General features: G+C 51.9%; 1 protein-coding gene. It reads right to left on the bottom strand.

Annotated elements, in window-relative coordinates:
- Window positions 1-474, bottom strand: a 474-nt coding sequence (locus tag SB660_RS18985) for a molybdopterin dinucleotide binding domain-containing protein (RefSeq protein ID WP_410583767.1), incomplete at both ends; no start/stop codon positions are given.

The raw sequence follows: 474 nt of genomic DNA, 5'->3' as shown, positions 1-474 counted from the left end.
ACCTTCACCCAGTGCGACCACACCCGGCATCATTCGTGGCGTCACTTTCGCCTCAATATGAACCTCACCACGATCGTTAAAGATCCTGACTTTATCGCCGTTGTGGATACCGCGTTTTTGGGCATCAAGCGGGTTGATCCACATTTCCTGACGGCAAGCCGCTTTCAGCACATCAACGTTGCCGTAAGTTGAGTGAACGCGAGATTTATAGTGGAAACCTGTAAGCTGCAGCGGATACTGTTTGTTCAGCGGATCCTGATAACTTTCAAAGCCCGGCGTGTAGATCGGCAGTGGATCGATCACATCGCCTTCAGGCAATTCCCAGGTAGCGGCAATGTCAGCCAGCGCCTGCGAATAAATCTCAATTTTGCCCGATGGCGTAGTCAGTGGGTTTGCCTGCGGATCTTCACGGAAGGCTTTATAAGCAACGTGATGCCCTTGTGGGTCGCGCTTTTTAAAGATCCCCTGCTTGCG

Origin of the sequence: Bacillus sp. SIMBA_005, from assembly GCF_046535585.1 — a bacterium.
Lineage (GTDB): Bacteria > Bacillota > Bacilli > Bacillales > Bacillaceae > Bacillus > Bacillus pumilus.
Note: the sequence above shows the minus strand (reverse complement) of the source record. Positions and strands in the feature narration are given on the sequence as shown.